Source organism: Mesorhizobium sp. L48C026A00, assembly GCF_000502375.1.
In the GTDB taxonomy this organism is placed as follows: domain Bacteria; phylum Pseudomonadota; class Alphaproteobacteria; order Rhizobiales; family Rhizobiaceae; genus Mesorhizobium; species Mesorhizobium muleiense.
The window spans coordinates 1-24,761 of record NZ_AYWU01000028.1; the positions used below are offsets into that span (position 1 = coordinate 1).

The 24,761-nt window shown below is 61.5% G+C and carries 22 protein-coding genes and 3 pseudogenes; 11 read left to right on the forward strand and 14 right to left on the reverse strand.

The features are described from left to right. Positions 1–364, reverse strand: a pseudogene (locus X738_RS89305) (TCP-1/cpn60 chaperonin family protein); the annotation flags it as partial. Between the two features lie 62 nt (positions 365–426). Next, positions 427–723, reverse strand: coding sequence for a co-chaperone GroES (groES, locus tag X738_RS73400; RefSeq protein ID WP_023802596.1), 297 nt, complete (start codon positions 721–723; stop codon positions 427–429). 546 nt (positions 724–1,269) lie between these two features. Here groES and X738_RS83475 point away from each other — a divergent pair. Both X738_RS83475 and X738_RS73405 read left to right on the forward strand, forming a co-directional pair. Next, positions 1,270–1,396, forward strand: a pseudogene (locus X738_RS83475) (transposase); the annotation flags it as partial. A 321-nt stretch (positions 1,397–1,717) separates the two neighbouring features. After that, complete coding sequence (locus X738_RS73405; protein ID WP_023802598.1) at positions 1,718–3,358, forward strand: MFS transporter; 1,641 nt, start codon at positions 1,718–1,720, stop codon at positions 3,356–3,358. A 43-nt stretch (positions 3,359–3,401) separates the two neighbouring features. On the opposite strand, the gene X738_RS85330 is transcribed toward X738_RS73405, so the two are convergent. The 8 genes and pseudogenes from X738_RS85330 to X738_RS73440 all read right to left on the reverse strand — a co-directional run bounded on the left by X738_RS85330 (position 3,402) and on the right by X738_RS73440 (position 10,909). Further along, the gene (locus tag X738_RS85330) at positions 3,402–4,241 is read right to left on the reverse strand and encodes an ISKra4 family transposase (protein ID WP_245277803.1); all 840 of its coding nucleotides are present in this window, start codon (positions 4,239–4,241) and stop codon (positions 3,402–3,404) included. Beyond that, positions 4,133–4,795: a hypothetical protein gene (locus X738_RS87595; RefSeq protein ID WP_245277804.1), complete on the reverse strand. Its 663-nt coding sequence runs from the start codon at positions 4,793–4,795 to the stop codon at positions 4,133–4,135. Before X738_RS87595 ends, X738_RS85330 begins: the two co-directional genes overlap by 109 nt. Positions 4,796–4,963: 168 nt before the next feature. Next, a pseudogene (locus X738_RS87600) lies at positions 4,964–5,683 on the reverse strand (plasmid pRiA4b ORF-3 family protein). 96 nt (positions 5,684–5,779) lie between these two features. Then, positions 5,780–6,793: a zinc-binding dehydrogenase gene (locus X738_RS73420; RefSeq protein ID WP_023802603.1), complete on the reverse strand. Its 1,014-nt coding sequence runs from the start codon at positions 6,791–6,793 to the stop codon at positions 5,780–5,782. Between the two features lie 13 nt (positions 6,794–6,806). Then, on the reverse strand, positions 6,807–7,880 hold the full coding sequence (locus tag X738_RS73425; RefSeq protein WP_023802604.1) for an ABC transporter ATP-binding protein: 1,074 nt from the start codon (positions 7,878–7,880) through the stop codon (positions 6,807–6,809). Between the two features lie 10 nt (positions 7,881–7,890). Continuing rightward, positions 7,891–8,715 (reverse strand): carbohydrate ABC transporter permease, encoded by an 825-nt coding sequence (locus X738_RS73430; protein WP_023802605.1) that lies wholly within the window; start codon positions 8,713–8,715, stop codon positions 7,891–7,893. A gap of 4 nt (positions 8,716–8,719) precedes the next feature. After that, entirely contained in the window at positions 8,720–9,610 is an 891-nt protein-coding gene (locus X738_RS73435) for a carbohydrate ABC transporter permease (protein ID WP_023802606.1), read from the reverse strand. Between the two features lie 66 nt (positions 9,611–9,676). Continuing rightward, entirely contained in the window at positions 9,677–10,909 is a 1,233-nt protein-coding gene (locus X738_RS73440) for an extracellular solute-binding protein (RefSeq protein ID WP_245277805.1), read from the reverse strand. Here X738_RS73440 and X738_RS87605 point away from each other — a divergent pair. Next, entirely contained in the window at positions 10,896–11,108 is a 213-nt protein-coding gene (locus X738_RS87605; protein ID WP_245277806.1) for a hypothetical protein, read from the forward strand. The two genes, X738_RS73440 and X738_RS87605, sit on opposite strands and share 14 nt — an antisense overlap. A gap of 51 nt (positions 11,109–11,159) precedes the next feature. On the opposite strand, the gene X738_RS73445 is transcribed toward X738_RS87605, so the two are convergent. After that, positions 11,160–11,678 (reverse strand): VOC family protein, encoded by a 519-nt coding sequence (locus X738_RS73445; RefSeq protein WP_023802608.1) that lies wholly within the window; start codon positions 11,676–11,678, stop codon positions 11,160–11,162. A gap of 24 nt (positions 11,679–11,702) precedes the next feature. Then, positions 11,703–13,328 carry a GMC family oxidoreductase gene (locus X738_RS73450; protein WP_023802609.1) on the reverse strand — a complete coding sequence of 542 codons (1,626 nt, stop codon included), beginning with the start codon at positions 13,326–13,328 and terminating at the stop codon, positions 11,703–11,705. 348 nt (positions 13,329–13,676) lie between these two features. Between X738_RS73450 and X738_RS89810 the strand changes: the two genes are divergently transcribed. Further along, a complete protein-coding gene (locus X738_RS89810) occupies positions 13,677–14,048 on the forward strand; it encodes a hypothetical protein (protein WP_023802610.1) in 372 nt (123 codons plus the stop codon). A 76-nt stretch (positions 14,049–14,124) separates the two neighbouring features. Here the strand turns inward: X738_RS89810 and X738_RS73455 are convergent, their stop codons facing one another. Then, positions 14,125–14,778: a TetR family transcriptional regulator gene (locus X738_RS73455; RefSeq protein WP_023802611.1), complete on the reverse strand. Its 654-nt coding sequence runs from the start codon at positions 14,776–14,778 to the stop codon at positions 14,125–14,127. 269 nt (positions 14,779–15,047) lie between these two features. Between X738_RS73455 and X738_RS73460 the strand changes: the two genes are divergently transcribed. The 7 genes from X738_RS73460 to X738_RS73490 all read left to right on the forward strand — a co-directional run bounded on the left by X738_RS73460 (position 15,048) and on the right by X738_RS73490 (position 23,880). Beyond that, positions 15,048–16,163, forward strand: coding sequence for a sugar ABC transporter substrate-binding protein (locus X738_RS73460; protein WP_023802612.1), 1,116 nt, complete (start codon positions 15,048–15,050; stop codon positions 16,161–16,163). A gap of 71 nt (positions 16,164–16,234) precedes the next feature. Then, positions 16,235–17,200 (forward strand): ABC transporter permease, encoded by a 966-nt coding sequence (locus X738_RS73465; protein ID WP_023802613.1) that lies wholly within the window; start codon positions 16,235–16,237, stop codon positions 17,198–17,200. An 8-nt stretch (positions 17,201–17,208) separates the two neighbouring features. Continuing rightward, positions 17,209–18,714 carry a sugar ABC transporter ATP-binding protein gene (locus X738_RS73470; RefSeq protein WP_023802614.1) on the forward strand — a complete coding sequence of 502 codons (1,506 nt, stop codon included), beginning with the start codon at positions 17,209–17,211 and terminating at the stop codon, positions 18,712–18,714. An 8-nt stretch (positions 18,715–18,722) separates the two neighbouring features. Continuing rightward, a complete protein-coding gene (locus X738_RS73475) occupies positions 18,723–19,664 on the forward strand; it encodes an ABC transporter permease (protein ID WP_023802615.1) in 942 nt (313 codons plus the stop codon). 9 nt (positions 19,665–19,673) lie between these two features. Next, complete coding sequence (locus X738_RS73480) at positions 19,674–20,708, forward strand: zinc-dependent alcohol dehydrogenase (RefSeq protein WP_023802616.1); 1,035 nt, start codon at positions 19,674–19,676, stop codon at positions 20,706–20,708. Positions 20,709–20,731: 23 nt separating this feature from the next. Continuing rightward, positions 20,732–22,228: an aldehyde dehydrogenase family protein gene (locus tag X738_RS73485; protein ID WP_023802617.1), complete on the forward strand. Its 1,497-nt coding sequence runs from the start codon at positions 20,732–20,734 to the stop codon at positions 22,226–22,228. Continuing rightward, positions 22,228–23,880, forward strand: coding sequence for a GMC family oxidoreductase (locus tag X738_RS73490; RefSeq protein WP_031256402.1), 1,653 nt, complete (start codon positions 22,228–22,230; stop codon positions 23,878–23,880). The genes X738_RS73485 and X738_RS73490 overlap by 1 nt, the downstream gene beginning before the upstream one ends. Before the next feature lie 51 nt (positions 23,881–23,931). On the opposite strand, the gene X738_RS73495 is transcribed toward X738_RS73490, so the two are convergent. Further along, positions 23,932–24,750, reverse strand: coding sequence for an aldo/keto reductase (locus X738_RS73495; RefSeq protein WP_023802619.1), 819 nt, complete (start codon positions 24,748–24,750; stop codon positions 23,932–23,934). Positions 24,751–24,761: the final 11 nt, after the last annotated feature.

A 24,761-nucleotide genomic window follows, 5' to 3' on the forward strand; every position in this document is an offset into this window, starting at 1 on the left:
CGCCAGAACGGTCGCGGTCGTGGTGCCGTCGCCGGCGATGTCGTTGGTCTTCGAAGCAACTTCGCGGACCATCTGCGCGCCCATGTTCTCGAACTTGTCTTCAAGCTCGATTTCCTTGGCGACGGTGACGCCGTCCTTGGTGATGCGCGGGGCGCCGAACGACTTGTCGATGACCNTCAAGCTCGATTTCCTTGGCGACGGTGACGCCGTCCTTGGTGATGCGCGGGGCGCCGAACGACTTGTCGATGACCACGTTGCGGCCCTTGGGGCCGAGCGTGACCTTCACTGCGTCGGCGAGGATGTTGACGCCGCGCAGCATGCGCTCACGGGCATCGCGGGAAAATTTTACGTCTTTGGCAGCCATTTTTAGCTCCTGGCAGGGGCTTGAATTGAGCCCGAAGATTTAAGTGACGGTGAGGCCGATATTCAGCCGATGATGCCCATGATGTCGGATTCCTTCATGATCAGAAGGTCTTCGCCATTGAGCTTGACTTCGGTGCCCGACCACTTGCCGAACAGGATGCGGTCGCCGGCCTTGACGTCCAGCGGGACGAGCTTGCCGGCTTCGTCGCGGGCGCCGGAACCAACGGCGATGATCTCGCCTTCCTGCGGCTTTTCCTTCGCCGTATCGGGGATGATGATTCCGCCGGCGGTCTTCGCTTCGGACTCGACGCGGCGAACGACCACGCGGTCATGCAGCGGCCGGAAATTCGACTTTGCCATTTTTGGATTTCCCTGGTGCGGATGTTGAACGGTTCTCCGTTGCCGGAGCGTGGTTAGCACTCACCAGAAGCGAGTGCTAACGCGGCAGTGAGATAGGCCGTAGGCTCCTGCTAGTCAAGACGGANGTGGTTAGCACTCACCAGAAGCGAGTGCTAACGCGGCAGTGAGATAGGCCGTAGGCTCCTGCTAGTCAAGACGGAGGAGGGCGGGCGAAGAGCAAGATTTTAGAATCGGCGCGGAAGCACCGAGCTCCTTCACGTGAGGAGAAAGCACTTTCTGCATCTGTGCTGCCACTCGCTCGTCCCCTCCGGCTCAAGACATCTCCGGCAGCGGCGCCTGCCTGGTGTGGCCGGAGGGGTGTGGCCGGAGGGGAAGGGCCTGAATGGCAGTTCGCCCGTGACTTTTCGGCGAAGAGCGCCGCGCGGATATCCTCCGGGTCGGCGCGCATCAGGAAGCAAATCGTGCTGCTCTGACCTGTGAAAACTGGACTGTTCGAAAGTGGAGCTTTCCGCGGTAACGTCCCTTGGCTGGGAGGAGCGGAGAACGATGAAGGCATCGAAGTTTTCGGACGCGCAGAAGGCGTTTATTTTGAAGTAGGGGAGCGGACGGGATTCCTGTCGCGGAGATCTGTCGGCGGGCGGGAATCAGCCAGGCGACCTACTTCAACTGGCGAGGTTGGCCGGACACGCCGCAGCCGGGGCGCGCGGCCGCAAAGGAGGCAGGAAATTCGCGCTCACCAAGACGGAGATTCACCTGCGCCGTCCGTTTAGCTCGATCCGACACTGCCGGTCCGAGTTCCTGGCTGAAGAACTCAGGATTGAGCGGGTCACCGGTAACCGATATGTCGACACCAAAGGATGACCTTGGAGCATGCGGAAGCGGGGTGCTGGGTCATGCCCTGGAAGTACTGACCGATTACACATCATCGTAAAGACAAAAAGTCAGTCGTGGCAGCCGTGAAATAGAGAATCGGCTCCTCGAAGGTAAAAAACGTATGCAGCACGAACATCCTCACCCGTCCGTCCTAACGACGTTTGCCCCGCTTCGGAACCAGATGTTTCGTTCGATCTGGATATCTACACAGATATCCAGCCTGGGATGGCTCGTGCAAACAGTCGCCATCAGTTGGCTCATGGTCACCATTTCGGCTTCGGATCTGATGGTCGCGCTCGTGCAGGCCGCATCCACATTACCGGTATTCTTCCTCTCAATCCTCGCGGGAGCCATCGCCGACAACTTCAGCCGCCGATGGGTGATGTTTGCGGGGCACTGCTTGATAGCATTGGCATCAACGACGCTGATGGTTTCAGTGGGTCTGGGATTTGTCCATCCTTGGCTGATACTCGGATTGGGTTTCCTGGCTGGCTGCGGCTTCGCGCTAACTGATCCGGCCTGGCATGCGTCCGTGGGCGATATCCTCCACAAGCGCGACATTCCGGCTGCGGTGACGCTTATGTCGGTCGGATACAACATCGTGCGCAGCGTTGGCCCGGCTTTGGGCGGCGTGATCATGGCATTCTTTGGGCCGCTGGCCGCTTTCGCCTTGGCCGCGCTGAGTGATCTAGCGCCTCTAAGCGCAATATGGCGCACCAAATGGAAAGTTCGCTCTTCGCCTCTTCCCCGTGAGAGAATGACGATGGCGATTCATGACGGAGTGCGCTTCACGGTGATCTCCCTGGAGATCAGGTCGGCGATCGCCCGTGCAACCCTTTTCGGGTTGGCAAGCATCTCCATCCTCGCGCTGCTGCCTCTCGTCGTCCGGGACAAGCTGGCAAGCGGGCCGATCGTCTACGGTATTCTGTTGGCCGGCTTCGGCATAGGCGCTTTCATCGCGGGCATGAGCAACGGCTTCCTGAGGCGGATCACGTCTCAAAACAGGCTGGTGGCCTTCGCCTCTGTCGCTTGCGCAGCATGTTGCCTTTCACTGGCACTGACCTCGTCGGTCGCTGTGGCAGCAATTTTTATGGCGCTCGGGGGCGCGGGTTGGCTGATCACCTGGACGGGCATTGACGTGTCGGTGCAGCTGGCAAGCCCAAGGTGGGTAGTCGGCCGCACGCTCTCGATCTACTACGCCTTGAGCGCTGGCGGTATGGCCGCGGGCAGCTGGATCTGGGGGTCCGTCGCGCAGAACTACTCCTTGACCTGGGCTTTGGAGGGTGCCGCGGGGGCTCTGGTGCTGGTTGCAGCAGCGGGGATACTGTTGCCGATACGTCCATGGGAAGAAACGCATCAGGAAAGTTCGGATTTTCCCGCCCCGGAGCTGGCACTCGACCTGAAGCCCAGGAGTGGCCCGATCGTTGCCAAGGTCGACTATTCCATATCCGAGAAGAATATCGACGCCTTTCTCGGCTGTATGCGCGCAAAGCGGCACGCTCTTAGCCGTGCCGGTGCACGAAACTGGACGCTCCAACGGAACCTTCAAACGCCTTCGGTTTGGACAGAGACATTCCGCACGCCAACCTGGATGGACTTTCTGCGTCTCAACCATCGGCTCACGGCCGCGGATAAGGAAGCAGACGAACATCTTCTCGCGCTGCATGATGGCGAACTTCCTCCACGCACTGTGCTTTCGATCGAGCGAACGACCGAGGCAGCTCGTACCCGCTCAACAGTCTTTTCTCGTCCTCCGAGGTGACGTCGTGATGAGCTGTTAGGGAAGCATAACATTTGTGGGGCAGTCATGCTGCGTGCGGATGATTGCCGCGCTCGGTGTTGTCGTTTGCCATGCCGGGATACCAGGTCTCGAAGGTGTCGCACAGTGTGCCGTCGAGGGCTTGTGCGCGCATTTGCAGAAGCAGGTGAGCGCCGCGCGGGCTCCACTGCATTTGCTGCTTCTTGGCGAAGCGCTTGCTGATGACGGCGTTCACGGTCGCTTCGGCGAAGGCCGATGAAATCCGCTCGCCACAACGGTAGCGTTCCCCGTAATTGATCAGGCTGGCTTCATTGCTGGCGATATAGAATTGGAACTCACTGACAACGGTCACGAACTTGCGCATGTTGGGATAGCCCGTATCCAGCGCCTCGACATCGAAATTCAGGTCGTCGATTACCTCGCGCGCCCGAAAGCTGTTGCCGTGCCAGAGCAGCCATTTGATCCGGCCGAGATTGTCGAGTATTTCCGTTCCGGCTTCCCTGTCGTGATGCACCAGTCCTTGGGGGTATTGGCGCAGGACAGTGACACGCATAGTGATGTGGAACCAGTCGAGCACATGTTCGCTGCACGGGCTGATCAATTCAGCGAGCGAGCGCACTTCTTCGCCGCCATCGGTGATGAAGGTCAAATCCTGATTGGCCTGCATGCCCTGGCGTTTGAGGTGATCGACAATGCGGCGTTGTGGCTTGCGATCGTAGCCATGAACGAAGCCGATATAGCTTGGATTGCCATCTTCGGGCAGGGAGCGGCCGACGATCAGCTCGAAATTCCGTTTCTTTTCCCGCCAGTCACGGACATAGCCGCCGTCCAGCGCCAAGACGATGCGGCCGTCAGGACCGGCAAGGCTTCCCAGTCGCGCGGGCACGGATTCTCCATGAATGAAATACGCTCTTCGGCCAGTTCGCTTTCGACGCGATTGGCGACCTCCAAAGTATGCCGACGCAGTGTCATGGCATTGGCGCCGTCATCAACGGGAAGCACATCGGCCAGGAGTTCGGCGGCCGCGGCATAGGGGACGAGCGAGGACCATTTGGTCTCCAGATAGAGGCGTTCGGGCGCGATGTGGCCCGGGATCAGTTTCGTCAGCGGCGAAACGGTCGCTGGTCCGTCTGTCTGCTGATCTTTCGGGAGATAATAGCGTGGGCTTTTCAGCCGAACGTCGCCGAACAGGGTGCGAAACGTGATCGGGTAACTGCCCTTGCTGCGCAGGCGCCGGCCGTCAACCTTGCGGTGCTGATCGAGCCAGCAATCGACCTGCCTCTCGACGATGCGTTGCTGGGCGGCGGCGAGCAGCGCCTTGCCTTCGGCCAGCGTTAGGCCAAGATCCTCCGCACCGCTCGTCGTCTTGGTCAATGTCGCGATTTCCGCGATTGGAGCCGGCGTCTCGTCGTCGCTGATGATTTGCAGAAGCATCCTCACGCATCACAATTCCTGGTGTTGGGGGTTTTCAGAACGAACGGAGTGGAAAACCCGGTGCTGTTTACGGCCTCGATTGGCCGGGCCTTACCGCCACACCGGCATGCAACATCGCCAGGGCGAAATTGCAGCCCTCTTGCCGATCATTGTCCGGCAAGAGGCAAGGCGATCTCACCATTGCTGATGCATGAGGCTCAAATGATCGCCCTTTTTCAGCCGGGTGTTGACCGTCCTGCGCAAGAAGGGCGTGCCTTGCCATGACCGCCGGATTTCGAGCCGCTCCAGAACATCTCTCATCTCCTCCGCCAAATCTGAATCCTCGAGGTGTTCCGTGTGATCCTTCAGCACGACCTCATCGACAAACTCCGCCATCACAGCCAGATCGTCGAGCCCCTCATCGGAGTGCCAGGCGGTGCGCTGCACGAGATAGGCGGCCGGACCTCCGCAACCTTCCGCCGGACAAGCTCCGTTGCCGGCGACGCAACGAGGATAGGTCCTGCCGGACTGCCGATGAAGCTGCTCTTCAAGCCGCACCTCGTGCTCCCACGAAATGTTGAGATCGTATTCTTAGGTGAAGCGGGCGCCCTTTCGCAGGCGAAGCTCCTTCAATGCGACATCCGGCGACCGCGCCGAGAGCTCAAGGGAGCCAAACCGAGCGGCCCGCAGGTTGAACTGGAATAGGTGAATGCCTTCCCAGCCCATCGCCACCTGAATGACGCCGTGCAATTCGCGCAGCGTCATGTCCGCCGACACCTGCACCCGTCGCCAGATCATCGGGCTGATGCCCCTAAGCCAGATTTTGAATTGGAAGACTTCGTTGCCGTCGGCGGCCGGAGACGTCTCCAATTTCAATTGCATGCGTGCCAGAGGACCCGCTCCTTCTGTGGCCATATTCCCGCGCTGTCATAACCTCCAGGAGCCAGCACGTCAGCAGTTGCCCCACAAAATGTTATCCTCCCCAACTACACGGTCTGCGTTCGACTTCTTTCAATCCCATGGATTGGTCGATGTTCGCGACCAGTCCACGACGATGAATGGCTCGGCGATCCGACGACCCATGATGCCAGCGTAGAGCGTTGCCGGGTCCTCCGGCGCTGCGCGATGCACTAGCCCGTCAAGAGGGATCATACCGTTGGCGAGCCAGTCGAGAGCACGGGCGAACCCGCCGAAGATCGATTGTGGTGCATTATTGTAGCCTTCCAACAGTTCGTCCCACAGGAAGGTCCGCCCGTGCATGGGCAGTTCCCATTCCCAGCCAGACCGCAGCGTGACGTGATTAATAAAGACGGCGCTCAGAACATCGTGGGCAGACAACTCGGTCAGCTTTCTCCAAGGGACGCCGACGAGGACCACTTCGCCGAGGCGGCGAACGATGCGGCAGCCGTCGAGAACGGCGCCCTCATGCCCGGAGCAATCCACCACCAGCGCGACCTGACCCTGAAGGTTGGGGTCCTCCAAGGGCATCGCTGCGCGCACGTCAGCAATGCCGCTTCTCGTCAGCTGTTCCCGCCGCGTGGCGTCTGGATCCACCACCGTCACGCGATAGCCGCCGATGCGGAAAAGGTGGGCCGCCAGAAAACCGACTGGACCTGCGCCGGCGACCACGACGCGATCACCGGGGCGAGCCTTCGTCGTCATCAGCGTCGTCATCGAGACGCCCATCAGCCGTGCGATGACGGCCGTTTCGGATGGCAGCCCTTCGGGGAGCGGCAGGGTGTTTTCGGCGGCGTGCGTCTGGGTCGACCTGTGGCATCCCATGGCGAAGCGCCGCTCGCCCCTCTTTACGCCGACCACGCTTTCGCCAAGCTCCTCGACCTGGAAGACCGCGGCATAGCCTGGTCGTATCGGGAAGGTCTCGCCATTGGCCCAGCCGATCTCTGTCCCTTGGCTGATCAGCGTGCAGAGCGTTGGTCCCCGGATTTCACCCGATTGCAGGGGCAGATCCTCGTAGGGCGTAAGTTCGAAGGTTTGACGGGAGGGGATAACGATTTCTATCGGCATGGGAACCAGACTTTCAAGCGAGAAGCGAAGCGCCGGTGGCGGCATCAAAGAGATGGAGTCCGGCGGTGCTGAAGGTGACGCTGATCGATGCGTCGTTTGCCGGTCGGTTCGCCGCGGGAACCTGGGCGATCAGTTCATGCGGGCCGACCCTGATGTCTAAGAGCGCGTCGTCGCCCAGATACTCGGTCACCTCGACCGTGGCCCCCATGGCGCCGGGTGCGTCGACCGGCGTCAACGCGATGTCCGACGGCCGCACGCCGATCAGCAGCGCCTGTCCCTCGACGGTGCGGCCGGCAAAGCGGTCAGGCAGGGGGAGGGTAAAGGGTTCGGCCTGTAGGCGTCCGCCCATGAGGCGAGCGGGAATGAGGTTCATCGCCGGGCTGCCGATGAAGGTGGCCACGAAGGTGTTCGATGGCCGGGTGTAGACGTCTTCCGGACTGCCGACCTGCGCGACATGGCCGTCGCGCATGATCACGATCTTGTCGGCCAGCGTCATGGCCTCCACCTGGTCGTGGGTGACGTAGAGAATGGTAGTGCCCAGGCGCTTGTGCAGCTTGCCGATCTCCCACCGCACCTGCGTTCGCAGCTTGGCGTCGAGGTTCGACAGAGGCTCGTCGAAGAGGAAGACATCGGGCGTGCGCACCATTGCCCGGCCCATCGCCACGCGCTGACGCTGGCCGCCGGAAAGCGCGGAAGGCCGGCGCGCTAGAAGCGCATCGAGGCCGAGAATGGCAGCGGTTTCCCGGACGCGACGGTCGACCTCGGCTGGGGTAAGCTTCAGCGGGCGCAGGGCGAACTCCATGTTCTGCCGCACGGACATGTGCGGGTAGAGCGCGTAATTCTGGAAAACCATGGCGACGCCCCGGTCCTTGGGCGCCACGTCGTTCACGACCCTGCCGCCGATCGAGAGCCGGCCGTCGGACACATCCTCGAGCCCCGCCACCATGCGCAGCGTCGTCGTCTTGCCGCAGCCCGACGGTCCAAGCAGAACGACGAATTCTCCCTTTTTGATGCTTAGGTCGATGCTGTGGACGACTTCGATCGCGCCATAGCGCTTGACCACTTTTTCCAATGCAATGGACGACATGCGCCCCTCCTTACCTGACAGAGCCCATCGTCAATCCGCGGACCAGCCAGCGCTGGCAGGTCAGCACGAAGACGACGCCGGGAATGAGGATGATGAATGAACCCGCCATGATGCGGCCCCACTGGACGGCATCCGAGGACCAGAAGGACATGACAGCGACGGTCGCGGTCTGCGCCTTCGACCCCGTTAGCATCAAGGCGAAGAGGAACTCGTTCCACGAGAAGATGAAGCAGAACACCGCCGAGACGGCGAGGCCGGGTGCGGCGAGCGGCAGTGTCACCCGCCAGAAGGTTTCCAGGATGCTATAGCCGTCCACCATCGCCGCCTCTTCGAGGGCAGGCGGCACCTCGTCGAAGAAGCCCTTCATCAGCCAGACGACCAGGGGAATGTTGGCGGTCGAATAGACGATGATCAGCGCGATCGGCGTGTCCAGCAGTCCGGCGGTCTTGAAGATGATGTAGTAGGGCACGACGACGGTGATCGGCGGAAACATGCGCAGGGAAAGTATCCAGAACGCCACGTCGTTCATGCGCCGGTGCTTGATGCGGCTGATCGCATAGGCGGCGGGCGATCCGAAGAACAGGCTGATGGCCGTCGAGCCGAGAGCCACGACCAGGCTGTTGCCGATGAACTTGAGGAACGGCCGTTCGGTAAACAGCACGTGGTAGTGGTCCCAGGTCGGCGTGAAGAAGAAGGCCGGCGGCTTCTGGAACATGATCGGCGCGGGTTTCACCGAGGAGGACGCGACCAGATAGATCGGTGTCAGGAAGATGATCAGCACCACCGCCAGGAGCAGATAGACGAGGACGGCCTGGCGGGTCGAAGGCTTGTTCATGGGACTACTCCGCTGTTGCACGGTCGCGGTTTAGCGACTTGAAGAAGAAGGTGACGAGGACTGTGATGATCGCGAGCGACACGAAGGATGCCGCAGCACCCATGCCCATGCGCCAGAAGGTGAAGGACTCCCTGTAGATGAACATGGAGATCACTTCGGTGGAGTCGCCCGGCCCGCCCTTGGTCAGAACGAAGATGATGTCGTAGATCTTGAAGGCATCGATCGCGCGCAGGAACATCAGGCTGATCAGCACCGGCTTCAGTTGCGGCAACGTCACGCGCCAGAACACGTCCGATCGCGAATTGCCGTCGATCATCGCCGCCTCGTACGGCTCGGGCGACAGCGAATGCAGCGCGGCGGCGGTGCCCATCATGATGAAGGGCGTCCATTGCCAGATGTCGCCGATGGCGATCGCCCAGAGAGCCCAGTTGGTGGTGGTGATCCAGCCCACCGCGGGAAAGCCGACGAGGCTGAGGAAGTAGTTGAGATAGCCGAGTTCCGGGAAATAGACGAACAGCCAGACGAGCCCCACGATGACCGGCGAGATCATCATCGGGATGAGGAGAAGCGTCCGCGCGATGCCCATGCCGGGCAGGCGCTGAGTCACGAGAAGTGCAACGCCGACCCCGAGCACGAGCTGTACGGATAGAGTCATCGCCATGAGCTTGAGCGTCGTCAGCAGCGCGTGGAGGAACGAACCCGAAGTCAAGATCTCGGCATAGTTGGCCCAGCCGACGAAAATGCGCGGGATGAAGGGTTTGGCGAGGTCGTAATTGCGGAAAGACAACCAGCCCGCATAGAGCATCGGGTAGATTGTGGTGAGGAACAGGACGGCCACCACCGGCAGCAGGAAGAGAAGAAAGACGTGCCTGTTACGCTTTGCTTGATAGGCCATGGCGGAGCTCCGGCTGTCGGGAGCGCCGCCCCAGGGAGGCAGGGGCGGCGCGGACGGACGTGCGCATCAGTCGGCAAGGACGTTTGCAGGCACGTCCGCGATCCAGCGCAGGCGCGTTTCCAGCGGGAACATCTTCAGGCGCGAGTTCACCGCGTTGCAGGCCGTGGTCAGGGCTTCTTCCGCCGTTGCGGTTTCGCCCGCCATGAACTTGTTCAACTCGACGCCAAAGGTTTCCTCGGCGTCCTGGTAGAACGGGTGGAAAATCCTGCGTTTCGCGTTGACCTGGCTTTCGAGCAGAACCTTGTAATACGGATATTTCTGCTGCAGCGCCGGGTCGGAGAGGATCGCCTTGCGGAACTGGCTTACGCCGTTGCCTTCCTCGGCGAAGCGCCGCATGATCTCTTCGCTGGTGGACCACTTGATGAAGGCCCAGGCGGCTTCCTTTTCCTTGTCCGAGACCTTCGCATTGATCGCGAAGGAGAGGGCGCCCGTATAGGTCGGCTGCGGCTTGCCGCCGTCCGTCGGATTGGCTGCGAAGCCCGCCTTGCCGATTTCCGCGAGCTTGGCTTCGGCGGGGTTGGTCAGGCGCACCGAACGGACCGACCAGTAGGCGGCCTGCGCGGCCTCGCCCCGCTCCATGTAGCCGGACTGGATATCCCACATGAGGCCTAGGTAGTCCGGCGGATTAAAGGGGATGAGCGACTTCATGTACTCAGCCGCCCTGATGTGCGGTTCGCCGGTCATGGCGCAAAGGCCCGTGGCCGGATTCCAATAGTCGCCGCCGAACGAGCGCATGAACGGGAAGTAGTCATGCGTGATGGCGCCCTGCACGCGGCTGTAGGACTGGCTGGCACCGTAGAGGTCCGTTTCGAGCGGCTTGCCGCCCGCCATCTCACCTTTCTTGCGGGTGTAGAACTCGGCGATGTCGAGGTACTGATCCCACGTCGTCGGCGCGGCCAGTTCGTAGCCGTACTTCGCCTTGAACGCGGCCTGCTCCGCGGAATTCTCGAAGAGGTCCGCCCGATACTGGATGAGCCATGTCATGCCGGATGCGGGAAATGCGAGAAGCTGACCCTGCCAGGTATTTTCCTGCAACTGGATCGGGATGATGTCGTCGAGCTTGATTTCCGCGGCGTCGCGCTTGGCGAGATCCGTCAGGTCAACGAGCGCGCCGGCTTCTCCGAGCATGCCGACCCAGGGGCTGTCGACCCAGAGCAGCTGGTAGGACGGCGAGTTCGAGCTTGCTTCTATAATAATCTTGTCGACAAGCCCCGGATACGGGAACATGTCGATCTGCACCTTGGCGCCGGTCAGCGCCTCGAATTCGCCGACGATCGGCGCAAGGCGCGTCACCGATGTGTCGCCGATTCCGAGCATTTTCAGTTCGACGCCCTCGAAAGGCTTCTCGGCGGCGGCCGAGCTGGCCGTGGCTGCTAGTGCCGCAGCGCAAGCCCAAGACCTAAATTTTTTCATTCCTTCTCCTCCTAATCCCCGATGATGAAACGCTTAACCAAAACGCCACGCGTTACGGGGTCCGCATGTTCGGATATCAATTGTTCGTCACGGGCGACCACTGCGCGGGACTGCCGGCGCGTTCTGCGCCGAGGGGGCCGTCCATGCTGACGATTTCAAGAAACTGGCCCCAGGGCGTCTGGAGATAGCACCAGGTCAGGCCCTCCATCGGTCCCTGGTCCACATAGGTGGGGCCGTCGAGAACAGCGACGCCAGCCTCCCGGAGCCGCACGGCCGCGGCCGTGCAGTCGTCCACCTGGAATGCCAGGTGGAAACCGCCTGGCTGGCTGTTGCGCTTCAACGAGGCGTCGGGCTCGGCATCACCGGAGTAACGGAAGATTTCGAGATTGGTGCCTTTACCCACACGCAGGACCTTTATGTCCTCGATCCGGGTGTTGCCCGGAACGCCGAGACGCCGGCGCATGAACTCGTCATCGGCCTCGACCCGTCCCGTGGACAGGCACTCCACCGCGCCGAACAGCGTGGTGAAGAACGCCACGGCCTCATGGAGATCGGGCACCGTAAAGCCGACATGCTGCATTCCATAGACTTTCATCGAAGCCTCCCTCTTCCTCAAAAATCAGGCCAGTGCGCGCCGGTTGTTGTTGGTGTCGGCGAGATCCGCGGCCGAAAGAGGCGGGCGGCCCCGAATGAGGTCGCTGGCCTTTTCACCGATCATCACTGTTGGCGCATTGGTGTTCGACGAGTTGATCCGCGGCATGATCGAGGCATCGCAGACCCGCAGGCCTTCAATCCCCCGGACGCGCAGTTCCGGATCGACGACCGCCATGTCGTCCGTCCCCATACGGCAGGTGCCCACGGGATGGTGGTCGGTTTTCGCCATGCGGCAGGCATAGTCGAACAGGGCTTCGCTATCCTTCGTCGCCTCGCCGGGCAGCACTTCCCGGCGCAGGTAGGGGCGCAGCGCCGGCTGGCGGAGGATCTCGCGGGCCATCTCCAGACCGCGCAGCGACATTTCACGATCGTGCGGATCGGACCAGTAATTCGGGTCGATCAGCGGCGCTGCGGCAGGATCGGAGGACGCCAAGCGCACTGTGCTGCGCGACTTCGGGCGCATATGGGCCGAATTGAGGGTGATGCCCCAACCCTCGATCGTGGCGACGCCCTTTTCGATGCCCGAGCCCTGGTCGAGATGGAATTGAATGTCGGGCCAGTCGGCGTCCGGATCGGCATACCAGAAGCCGCCCGTCTCAAAGAGCGAGGAGGCCACGGGCCCAGATTTCAGGGCGAGACATTGCAGGCCGGCGGCGATCATCCGGTCGGGCCGCAGGATCCCGTCATAGGAATGCGGTCCCGTGCATTCGGCGAGTACGCAGATATCGAGGTGATCCTGCAGGTTTTCTCCCACGCCCGGCAGATCGTGCAGGACCTTGACGCCGACCGCGCCGAGGTGGTTCGCCGGCCCGATCCCCGACGCCATCAGGAGGCGCGGCGAACCAATGGCGCCGGCCGTCAGGATCACCTCGCGGCGGGCATGGTGGACGGTCCCGTCCATCATCTCAACCCCCGTTGCCCGCCCTGCGGAAATGAGGATCCGACGCACCTGGGCATCGGTTCGAACGGAGAGGCTCGTCTGCGACTCCGCCTCGCGCAGACAGGCGACGGCGGCAGATGACCGCCGCACATTCCGTTGCGTTAGCTGACAGAAGCCTACGCCGGCCTGGTAGCGCCCGTTGAAATCGGGGTTGTAGGGCATTCCCCAATCCTGCGCGGCTCGAACGAAAGCGTCGCAGATCGGCAGGGTCGCCCGCGGCATCGACACGCCCAGCGGGCCATCAATCCCATGGAAAGCGTCCGAGAACCGTTCGTTGCCCTCGGCCCGCCGGAAATACGGCAGGACATCGCGGTATGCCCAGCCCGGACAACCGTGCTCCTCTGCCCAGGCGTCGTAGTCCCGACGGTTGCCCCGGGTGTAGATTTGCGCGTTGATGCTCGACCCGCCGCCGATCACACGTGCCTGTGTGAACCAGAGCACGCGATAGCGCAGGTGCCGCTGCGGCACGGTGGACCACCCCCAGCTGGCGATACCCTTTGTCATCTTGGCAAAGCCGGCCGGCCAGTGGAAGAGAACGGACTTATCACGCCCGCCGGCTTCCAGCAGCAGGACCTCCGCATCTTCTGCGAGCCGAGCGGCGATCACGCATCCGGACGAACCGCCGCCGACGATAATGTAGTCCGACCCCATCGCTGCTGCCTAGTATGTAACTAGTCCGTTACCTAGAACGATTAACCATCGTTGTCTGATAGTCAAGCGAAAAGCTCAGGCGGCAAAGAGCTTCATGCGGCGATGACGGAGTCGCGTCGAACGAGGACAGGGTCCAGCCGGTGGCGTGGGGCGGGGCGACGCTCGAAGCTGCCCTTCGCAGGGCGATTCCAGCCGATCGGCCGATCAGGGCTGATGGGAAATCGACCGTCGTCAATTCCGGATCAAGGATGCGCCCTGCAGAATGTTATCGGAGCACGAGCGGCAGGCCGTGTGCAAGGGCAGGGGCGACATCCTGCGCTATGGCTGCCGCGCACGGGGGACAGGACAATGCTGCCGACGCCCTGCGCGATCATCGACGCCAAGAGGCGCTCCTGTCGACGGCGCCGTTCTGTGCGGTTGCCAGCAGGGTCAAGCGTCCGTTTCATAGACGGTGGCTTCCAGCGACGCTACGAGCTCGCTGAAAAATGGATTGACGATGTTGTTGAGATGGCGCCGACAAGATTTGACTTGCCGGTTCGCAGCCTGGCTGCCGAAGCGTCGCGAATGAAGCCGATGGCCACAGCCGCTTCGAGCACGCGCTTCTTTGTTGCCGCTGAGACCCGCCCAGTTCCTGACAACATACAGGACACCGTTGCGACCAATAAGCCGGCCGCAGCTGCGACGTCCTTGATCCTGTCGCTTCATGTCTTGAGCTGCTGAAATCTTTAAGCGCAGGCAACAGAATTGGTCCGTCGTGCCAAGGCTTGCCGGGGCTCGTGTCAGGCCTCTTGCTTGCCTACCGGGCGACAAGCCGCATGATCGTATCGATGTTGAACTGTATGCGCTGCTCCAGGGCGTCCTTGGCCATCAGGTCTCGCTCATAAATGATTGAGCCGGTAAAGCGGTTCGTTAGATAGTAATAGCCCACGGCGGCGATGGTGATATTGAGTTGCACGGGATCAACGCCGTCGCGGAACACGCCAGCCTTAACGCCACGCTCGAGAATACTCGAGACCATGTTGACGAGCTTACGGCTGGAAACCTTTACGATCTCCGACTTCTTGAGATGCCGGCCCCGATGCAAGTTTTCGCTATTAACGAGCGTAAGGAATTCAGGATTCTTCAGATAATATTGCCAGGTGAAACGCACCAATTTTTCGAGCGCTGCCTTAGGGTCTAGCTCCTCGAGCTGCAGCTTCTGCTCGGCTCTGCGAATGTCGAGGTACGCCTCTTCGAGAATGGTCTGGAACAGACCCTCCTTACTCTCGAAATAGTGGTAGATCATGCGCTTGTTGGCCTTCGCCTTTTCCGCGATGTCATCGACACGCGCTCCACCTAAGCCATTCTTCGCAAATTCTTTTTTTGCCGCCTCGAGAATGCGGGCTCTGGTCGCTTCCGCGTCGCGAATGCGTAGTTTTCGTCCCGGCTTTTCCTTTTCTTCGCCCGTCATGTTCTGCCGTCTGCCCTCTACCGCGGTCACGATTTCTTTTCTGCAACTCATACACGCACGTCGTCGTCCGTCAAAAGGCGTTTAACGCGATTGCTTGTCGTGATCATACTGAAACCGCTTGACTTGGGCAAACTAAAAGAAGTAACTAGTTAGTGCGTTAAATGGCGTGGTCATGCCGGAGCGCTTCGCCCGAAGGCGAGGCTCTCCTCGTCGGCGGTAGCGCTAGTCGTGACGCGGAAAGCGTTTCAATCGAGGATTGGGAGGAATCAATGTCGACCTTTATCAAGGATTTCATCGAGCGCGAGACGATCAGCCGTCGCAATTTCCTGTTCGCCGCGGCGGCAGGTATGGGTGCGGCTGCCGTTCCGGGGCCTTGGGGCGGTGGTGTGGCCCGCGCCGCTCTGACGGACCCGGCGATTGCCTGGAGCTACCGCGACCGCGCGTCGGCATACTGGAACTCTGTCGTCTCCGGCGGCGAGGCCTTCTTGGAATCGCTCGGCAAGCCGAAAAGTGCACTCATCAGCCTTATCAACGAGGGCTCCTCGGAAAAGTCGCTTGCCGACATCAAGGCGTTCCTTGCCAAGAATAACGGCAATTGCGCGATCGCTTGCGATGCCAATGACAGTCCGAACGCCCGTCCTGTCGTTGAAGCCGTTCAAGCTGCCGGCGCCTATGTGTCAACGATCTGGAACAAGACCGACGACCTGCATCCCTGGGATTTTGGCGACAACTACGTCTCGCATATGACCTGGTCGGACGAAAAACCTGCGGAAGAAATCGCCCGCATTCTCTTCAAAGCAATGGGCGGTGAGGGTGGCGTGGTCCATCTCGGCGGCATCGCGGCCAACAATCCGGCCGTCGAGCGCCTCAACGGTCTCAAGAACGCCCTGAAGGACTTCCCCAAGATCGAGCTGCTCGATGCCCAGCCGGCCGACTGGGACACCCAGAAGGGCGCTGCCCTGATGGCGTCGTTCCTGACGCGCTACGGTGACAAGATCAAGGGCGTGCATTGCGCCAATGATAACATCGCCTACGGCGTCATCGAGGCGCTGCGTGCCGAGGGCATCGAGAACATGCCGATCGTCGCTTACGACGGCAATCCCGAGGCCGTGCAGATGGTCTTGGATGGCCAGTTGCTCGCAACCGTGTTTACAAATCCGCATTGGGGCGGCGGCATCAGCGCTGCGCTTGCCTACCACGCGGCTATCGGTACCTTCAAACCTTCCGAGGAGCCGAAGGAGCATCGTGAATTCTATGGGCCGACGGTCCTCGTTACGGCGAAGGACGCGGCCGAATTCAAGGCGAAGTACCTCGATTCCGTGCCGACCTACGACTGGAAGGACTTCTGGGGCCCGTCCAACGGCCAGATCCAGTATAAGTCCTGATGATGGGTACGGCGGCAGCCCTACGCGCTGCCGCCACGTCTCCTACGAAATTCATTAGAGGGGTGTCTGACGTGACACGTCGCCTTTCGCGCGAAACCTTGATTAAATGGGCGCCGCTCCTGGTGCTGATTGCGCTGGTGATTTTCTTCACTGCGCTCAACCCCACTTTCTTTTCCTTGCGGAACTTTGCCCGTATCGCGATCGCGGCAGCCCCGGCACTGATGGTTGCCGTAGGCGTAACCTTCATCATCGTCATGGGTTCGATTGACCTTTCCATGGAAGGAACAGTCTCACTTACGGCGGTCTGCTTCGCCTTCATCTTCGCCCAACTGGGCGGCTCGCTTGGAGGTCTTGGGTGGATTGCTATCCCGTTGGTACTCCTTCTCGGCGGTGCAATCGGGCTTCTGAACGGGCTGGTGCATGTGAAACTAAAAATTCCATCCTTCATGGCAAGCCTCGCCATGGGCTTCGTCGGCACGGGTGCTGCGATCCTGCTGACCGGTGGCGACATCGTGAAGGTCAGCGATGCGGCCTTCCGCGGCCTGCTGACGGTGCGCTGGCTCGGCTTCCCGCTGATGGTCTATGTCGCCGCCTTCTTCCTTTTTGTCGGCTGGTTCATACAAACTTACACGACGCTCGGCCGCAATTTCTACGCTGTCGGAGGCGGCGAGGACCTCGCTCACGCCTCGGGCCTCAACGTCAATCGCGTCCGCGTCACCGGCTTTGCGCTCGCCGGCGTCTTCTACGCCATCGGCGCGATCCTCGTGGTCGCCCGCATCGGTCAGGCGGAATCCGTGACCGGCGCAAACTTCATGTTTGTTTCCATCACCTCTGTGGTGGTCGGCGGCGTGGCGCTCTGGGGCGGCATCGGCGGCGTGTGGAACGCGCTTGTCGGCGTGCTTATCGTCAACGTCATCGACAATGGCATGGTCGTCATCGGTCTGCCCGATTTCCTTCAGGACGGAGTGCTGGGCCTCCTCGTCATTCTTGCTGTCGTACTTTCCACCGACCGCAAGATGGTATCCTTTGTGAAGTGAGGCGCGCCATGTACGAACTCAAAGCTGTCGACAAAAAATTCCCCGGCGTCCACGCGCTGAAATCCATCAACTTCCATATCAAGCGTGGCGAGATCGTCGGCCTCGTCGGGGAAAACGGCGCCGGCAAATCCACGCTGATGAAGGTCATCTACGGTGCCTATCAGCCGGATGGAGGGCAAGTACTCATTGACGGTACGGCCGTGCGCTTCGCCAATCCGCGCCAAGCCATGGAAAAGGGCATTGGGATGGTGTTCCAGGAACAGTCCTTGATTCCGAACCTGACCGTCATGGAGAACATCTTCCTCGGCTACGAACGTCAGTTTGTCCGCTTCGGCGTCGTTGACTGGAAGTCGATGGCAGCTGCGGCAAAGGCGCAGCTCGCCAAGGTCAAGCTCGACATCGACCCTGCCATGGTGACGTCCAAACTCTCGTTCGCCCAGCGCCAGCTCGTGGAACTCGCAAAGGTTCTGACGCTGGAGGAGCGGGTTCAGGGCGATCTCGTCATCCTGCTCGACGAGCCGACCTCAGTTCTGTCGAAGGAAGAAGTTGAGCTGCTCTTCAAACTTGTCCGCGAGCTGACGACGCGGGCCTCCTTCATCTTCGTTTCGCACCGCATGGATGAGGTGATGGAGCTTTCCGACCGCATCTATGTCATGAAGGACGGTGGTGTGGTTGATGTGGTGACCCGCGGCGGCGCGACTGCCGAGGCGATCCAGCACAAGATGGTTGGCCGTAACGTCGACAAGCAATATTACCGCGAGCATCTGCAGAAGCCCTTTAACAGTGGAAAGGTGCTGGTCGAGTTGGCGTGTGTGGGCCTGCCCGGCCGCATCGAGGACATCTCGTTTAAAGTTCATGCCGGTGAAGTCCTGTGTCTCGTCGGTACGGAAGGCTCTGGGCGCGAGGCGATCCTGCGCACGATCTACGGCATGCTCACACCAGCGACTGGGCGTCTCAAGATCAAGGGCGCTGACGCCAATGACTATTCCCCGCGCCAGTCGGTTGCCCATGGCGTCGGCTATGTGCCCCGCGAACGCAAGATTGAAGGCATCGTCGCAGGCATGAACGTCTACGAGAACATGACGCTTTCGCAGATGCGAAACCATTCGAGCGGTGGGGTCTTGCGCGTTAGCGAGGAGCGGGCGCTGGCCCGCGACTGGATCAAGAAACTGTCGATCAAGGCACATTCGGAATTGGCTGATTGCGGCAATCTCTCGGGCGGCAATCAGCAAAAAGTCGTGCTCGCCAAATGGCGCTCGGGCGGCTCCGATATCATGCTGCTAGACCACCCGACCCGCGGTCTCGACATCGGGGCCAAGGAAGATGTCTACGATATGATCCGTGCCATGAGCGCCGCGGGCGTCGGCATCGTGCTGGTCGCTGATACGCTCGAAGAGGCGATCGGGCTGTCGCACACCATCATCGTGGTAAAGGACGGGCGAATCCAAAAGCAATTCGCCGGCGAGCCGGGCGCGAAGCCCACGCCCTATGATCTGCTGCACTACATGATCTGAGGGACAACATGGATATTCAGCGACTCAAACCGCACCTGCCCTGGATCACGCTCGTCGTGCTCGTCGCGATCGTCGGCATCACCGACCTGGGTTTCCTGCGGCCGTCGAACCTCCTCGGCCTTGCCGGCGATATCGTACCGCTCTTCATCATGGCACTCGGCCTTACTTTCGCGATCTATATCGGCGGGATCGATCTGTCGGCCCAGTCGATAGCCAACATGGTTACCGTCATTGCCTCGGTTTACCTCGCGTCGATGGGCGCCTGGGTCGCCGTGGTCTGCGTTCTCGCCGGCTTCCTGCTCGGCATGCTCTCAGGCTACGTTACCACACGGCTTTTCGTGCCGTCCTTTATCTCCACACTCGCCGTCGGCGGTGTCGCCTTTTCGATCGCGCAATGGCTCTCCGGCCAGCGCGCACTCAATATGGACGCCGTTCAGCGCAACGAGACCTTCGGCTGGATGATCACCCGTACCTGGGGCGTGCCGCATGAATTGCTGATCGCCGCCGTGCTCGTCGCGATCTGCCTCTTCATCGAGCGTCGCACGACGCTTGGCCGTGCCCTAAAGGCCGTCGGTGCCGGCGAACTCGCGGCCACGGCCTCAGGCCTCAATGTCGCCCGCTACAAGATTCTTGCTTTCGCGATCTCGGGCGCACTCGCCGCCATCGCCGGCCTGCTCTTCGCGGTCAAACTTTCGGGCGGTGCGCCGACGATCGCCAATGGTTTTCTCCTGCCGGCTATCGTTGCTGTGCTCGTCGGCGGTACCCCGCTGACGGGTGGCGTCGGCGGCATTGTCAACACGGTCGTCGGCACGCTCATTGTCGCCGTCATCCGTGCTTCGATGCTCTATCTCGAGATCGACGCGACGCGCCAGCAGATGGTGTTCGGCATCGTGCTGATCGTCGCCATCGCGCTGACGATCGACCGCGCCAAGCTGCGCACCGTGAAGTGAGGGGCGGCTATGAGGACCATGCGCGCCGCCGTCTTGACCGCCCCGAAATGCTTCGATGTCCGCGAGGTCCCCTTGCCGCCTATCAGCCCGGAGGATGTTCTGGTGCGCGTACAACGCACCGGCATCTGCGGCACAGATATTCATATCTTCAACGGCCACTATGCCGCCGATCGGCTGCCGCTGATCCCCGGCCATGAGTTCTGCGGGACGATTGCTGAGATCGGCACCAATGTGCGCCATCTGGCGCCTGGTACGCGCGTGGTCGTCGACATTAATATCGGTTGCGGCACATGCTTCTGGTGCCGGCGTAATGAGGTGTTGAACTGCGCCGAGGTCACCCAGGTCGGCATCGGCAGGGATGGGGCTTTCGCCGAATTCGTCGCCGTGCCCGCGCGCCTCGCGATCCCCGTTGAGGCTGACATCACTGACGAAGTTCTCGTCCTCACCGAGCCGGTCGCCTGCGTCGTTCGCGCGGCGCGCAAGGCAAAGGTCAGTTTCGGCCAGTCGGTCGTCATCTTCGGCGCCGGGCCGATCGGCAACCTGCATGTCCAGATGATGCGTCTCGTCGGCGCAGCGCCGATCATCGTCGCCGATCTCTCGGCCGACCGCTGCCGGATGGCGATCGAGGCAGGCGCGGATGCGGCCGTCTCCGATCCTGCTCTTGTCAAGCAGACGGTGCTGGAGATGACCGGCGGGCGCGGCGCCGATTTGGTGATCGAAAGCGTCGGCAACGGGAAACTCTACGAGCAGGCGTTTGATCTGACGCGGCGCGGCGGGCATGTCGCCTTCTTCGGCATCACGCCACCCGGCGAAACGGTGACCATCGACATCCTTCGCACCGTTCTGGAAGAAGGCAGCCTGAAGGGGTCCGTCGCCGGCATGGGCGAGGATGTGCACGACGCGCTGACCCTGTTGTCGCACGGCCGGTTCCGCACGGACGATTTCACGAGGGCGAGCTATCCGCTGGAGCGGATCCAGGAGGCCTTCGCGACGCTGAGTGAACGGCCACAACACCTGAAGACGCAGATCGCCATCGCGACGTAAAAAATATCAAAGCGGAGCATCAAATGGACCAGAAAAACACGTTCCTTTCTCCCCCGACTGCAGCGCGCGACTTCGGCTTCTTCGTCGACGGGCAGTGGAAGGACGGGGCCGATCACTTCGAGCGTGCCTCGCCGGGCCACGGCACGCCGGTCACGCGCACGGTTCGCTGCACGGTCGATGATCTGAACGTCGCCGTTGCCGCCGCACGCCGTGCCTTCGAGGATCGCCGCTGGGCAGGTCTTTCGGGGGCCGCGCGTGGGAGCGTCCTGCTCCGCGTTGCTGAAATCCTGCGCCGCCGCCGCGACGAGATCGCCTATTGGGAAGCACTGGAAAACGGCAAGCCGATCTCTCAAGCGCGCGGTGAAATCGATCATTGCATCGCCTGCTTCGAAGTCGGCGCCGGTGCGGCGCGCATGCTGCATGGCGATAGCTTCAATTCTCTCGGCGACGACCTGTTCGGCATGGTGCTGCGCGAGGCGATCGGCGTCGTCGGCCTCATCACGCCTTGGAACTTCCCGTTCCTCATCTTGTGCGAGCGTGTACCCTTCATCCTCGCCTCGGGCTGCACGATGGTGGTGAAGCCCTCGGAAGTCACGGCGGCGACCACGCTGTTGCTCGCCGAGGTATTCGCCGAAGCAGGCCTTCCGGCGGGTGTCTACAATGTCATCACCGGTTCCGGCCGCACGATTGGCCAGGCCCTGTCAGAGCATCCCGACGTCGACATGCTGTCCTTCACCGGCTCGACGGCGGTCGGTCGGTCCTGCGTCCACGCTGCTGCCGACAGCAACTTCAAGAAGCTCGGCCTCGAGCTTGGCGGCAAGAACCCGATCATCGTCTTCGCCGATTCCGATCTGGAAGACGCCGCCGACGGCGCGGCCTTCGGCATCAGCTTTAACACCGGGCAATGCTGCGTCTCCTCCTCGCGCCTGATCGTCGAGCGCTCCATCGCCGCCGAATTCGAAAAGCTGCTCGTCGAAAAAATGAAGAAGATCCGCGTCGGCGATCCGCTGGACGAGGCTACTCAGGTCGGGGCCATTACGACAGAGGCGCAGAACGCCACGATCCTCGACTATATCGCCAAGGGCAAGGCGGCAGGCGCTAAGCTACTGACGGGTGGCGAGGCGATCGATCTTGGTCGCGGGCAGTACATCGCGCCGACGCTGTTCTCCGGGGTTTCCCGGGACATGGCGATTGCCCGCGACGAGATTTTCGGCCCCGTTCTGTGCGCCATGCATTTCGATACCTTGGAAGAAGCCGTTCAGCTCGCCAATGACACCGTCTACGGACTAGCGGCGAGTGTCTGGACGAAGAATATCGACAAGGCACTAACGGTGAGCCGCCGCGTTCGCGCGGGACGCTTCTGGGTCAACACGATCATGGCGGGCGGCCCGGAAATGCCGCTCGGAGGCTTCAAGCAGTCCGGCTGGGGCCGGGAGGCCGGCATGTACGGCGTGGAGGAATATACGCAGGTGAAGTCCGTTCACGTCGAGATCGGCAAGCGCACGCATTGGATCGCATGATGTCCGCGGGCTATGACTATGTGATCGTCGGTGGCGGCACCTCCGGGTGCGTGCTGGCGGCGCGTTTGTCGGAAAATCCTTCGGCGCGGGTCTGCCTTATCGAAGCAGGCGGGCGGGACACCAATCCGCTCATCCACATGCCAGTCGGCTTCGCCAAGATGACGACGGGGCCGCTCACCTGGGGCCTGAAGACCGCGCCCCAGAAGCATGCCAATAACCGTGAGATCCTTTACGCGCAGGCCAAGGTGCTCGGGGGCGGGTCGTCGATCAATGCCGAGGTTTTCACGCGCGGTGTGCCCGCCGATTATGACCGCTGGGTCGAGGAAGGCGCGGAAGGGTGGGGCTTCAAGGACGTCCAGAAATATTTCCTGCGATCGGAGGGCAATTCGATCCTCTCCGGTGCCTGGCATGGAACGGATGGCCCGCTCGGCGTCTCCAACATCCCCGAGCCGCAACGCATGACGCGCGCCTTCGTGCAGAGCTGCCAGGAGTTCGGCATTCCCTACAATCCGGATTTCAATGGCCCGGTGCAGGAGGGGGCGGGCGTCTACCAGACGACGACGCGCGACAACCGGCGCTGCTCGGCGGCCGTCGGCTATCTGCGTCCGGCCCTGAAGCGTCCGAACCTGACGGTCGTCACCGGTGCGCTTGTCATGCGCATCGTCTTCGAGGGACGCCGTGCGGTGGGCGTCGACTACGAGGCCGGCGGCAACCGCACGACGGCGCGGGCGGAAAGCGAAGTGCTTCTTACTTCAGGCGCCATCGGCACGCCGAAGCTGATGATGCTCTCCGGCGTCGGGCCGGCCGATGCGCTCAAAAGCCACGGCATCGAGGTGGTGCAGGACATGGCCGGCGTAGGGCAGAACCTCCAGGACCATTTCGGCGTCGACATCGTCGCGGAACTGAAGAACCACGATAGCCTCGACAAATACAACAAGTTGCACTGGTCGATCTGGGCAGGCATTCAGTACACGCTCTTCAAGTCCGGCCCCATCACCTCCAACCTCGTGGAGGGTGGGGCGTTCTGGTATGGCGACAAGGCGAGCCGCATCACCTCCAACGTCGTGCAGGGTGGGGCGTTCTGGTATGGCGACGAGGCGAGCCCGACCCCGGACCTGCAGTTCCACTTCCTTGCGGGCGCGGGGGCGGAGGCAGGCGTACCGAGCGTGCCGAAGGGCGCGTCCGGCATCACGCTCAACTCCTATACGCTTCGGCCGAAGTCGCGCGGAACCGTGACCTTGCGCTCGGCCGATCCGCGCGCTTTGCCCGTTATCGATCCGAACTTCCTCGGCGACCCCGACGATGTAAGGATTTCCGCTGAAGGCGTGAAGATCAGCCAGGAAATCTTTGGCCAGCCTTCCCTGCAGAAATACATCAAGACGTTGCGTTTTCCCGATACAAACGTGCGCACGCCGGAAGACTATGTCGCCTATGCGCGCCAATACGGGCGTACCTCCTATCACCCCACCTGCACCTGCAAGATGGGGAGGGACGAGATGTCGGTGGTCGACCCGCAACTGCGCGTCCACGGCCTCGATGGCATCCGCATCTGCGACAGTTCCACCATGCCGAGCCTCGTCGGTTCCAATACCAATGCGGTGACGATCATGATCGGCGAAAAGGCATCGGACATGATCCGCGGCAATGCCTGATCGATCGAGGCGTCTCAAGCAAAAGGGCGGCCTTGCGGCCGCCCTTTTGCGTCAGTCCCATTGGGGGACCCAGGGCAGTTGCCCCGGCTTGACAATGCGGTAACCGGTCGCGTTCAGGGCGTCGATCCTGTCCATGTCGATGGACGACAGCGTGAAATCCATGATGTCGAAATTCCCCCGGATGTTTTCCGGCTTCGTCGACATCGTGTTGAGCGGCACACCCTTCTGGAGAGTCCAGCGCAGCACAACCTGTGCAGCAGATTTTCCGTAGGTTTTGCCGATCTCGGCGAACAGACGGTGCTTGAACACTTCGCCGCGGGCGATGGACGCGTAGGAGGAAAGCGGGATGCCCGTCTCCGATGCGGCGGCGAGGAGCTTCTGCTGGTTGACCAGCGGGTGAAACTCCACTTGGTTGGTGACGAGCGGTCCTTCGACCACGGCGCGCGCCACATTCATCATGCGTGCGGTATAGTTCGAGACGCCGATGGCATCCGTAAGACCTCTGTCCCGGGCGGATTGCAGGAGGCGCAGGGATGGCGCGACGTCACCGTCTGCCGGCGGCCAGTGCAGGAGAAGCGCATCGACGCGATCGATCTGCAATGCCTTCAGGCTGGCCTCGACCGAGGGCAGGAATTTTTCTTCTGAATAGTTGTCCGGATGCACCTTCGTGGTAATGCAGAGCTCTTCCCGCGCGACGCCGCAGACTGCGAGTGCCGCACCCGTATCGGCCTCGTTGCCGTACATCTGCGCCGTATCGAACGCTCGGTAACCGGCGCCGATGGCGGCATCGATCACGTGTCTGAGGTCGTCTCCGTTCAGCGGAAAGGTGCCGAAGCCGCGCTGAAAGCTCTTCTGGAAATAGATGTTCATGCCTCCTCCTT